This window comes from Photorhabdus temperata (assembly GCF_025384845.1).
Lineage (GTDB): Bacteria > Pseudomonadota > Gammaproteobacteria > Enterobacterales > Enterobacteriaceae > Photorhabdus > Photorhabdus temperata.
Window position 1 is genome coordinate 1 of the sequence record NZ_JAJAFX010000196.1, and the last position, 812, is coordinate 812.

Sequence of the window (812 nt, forward strand, 5' to 3'; positions counted from 1 at the left end):
TCATCTTCTTCTGACGCTGATTTTTTGAGACCCAGCAAGTGGGCGAATTTCAAACTAGCCATCTATTAAGCTCCTGATTCACTCAGTAATTTTCGGAATGCCGCATCGGGCGTGATAACCTCGTCAGCTAATCCCAGACCAACACCCTCAACAGCCAAAAAACATGCCGCTTGAGTGTCACGAATCGTTTTTTCAGAAATGCCCCGGTTCCGGGCAACCGTACTCACAAACAGTTTTCCCATCACGTCTACGTCATCCTGTATTGCACCGCGGGCCTGTTCAGTTAACGGCACATACGGATTACTTTCAGCTTTGCGGTCTCCATAAGTAATTATTGTCACTTGCAGACCATCTTCTTTAATCCGTTGCGACCAATCGCAGTGAATGACAATCACCCCGATTGAACCGACCCCGCCAGTCCGGGGAACATGGATTTTGTCAGCGGCACTTGCTAACGCATAAGCAGCAGAGTAAGCGTTTTCGGATAAAATAGCGTGAATCGGCTTTGTTCCGCGTGCTGAATAAATCTCATCCACTAAGTCAAAGCACCCGGCCACTTCTCCGCCCGGTGAGTCGATATCTAAACAGATGCCATTAACTTCAGGATCATAAAGCGCAGTAAGAAAGGATTGCCTGATACCGTCATAACCCGTCATGCCGCTATAAGGACGTAGCGAACCCAATTTTTGTACCAGCGTTCCTTGAATCGGTATCACGGCAATGCCTTCAACAACGTCATAACCGGCATCGTTTTTAGGACGTGAAAAACTGCCGTCATCGTCCCAATCTGACATGGCATTAATCCGCGTGAT

1 protein-coding gene is annotated in these 812 nt (G+C 47.9%); it reads right to left on the minus strand.

The window, feature by feature from the left end; translation table 11 throughout:
• Positions 1-65: 65 nt before the first annotated feature.
• Positions 66-812 (minus strand): S49 family peptidase (locus LGZ99_RS25080; RefSeq protein ID WP_262979862.1); only part of this gene is annotated, 747 nt, incomplete at its 5' end.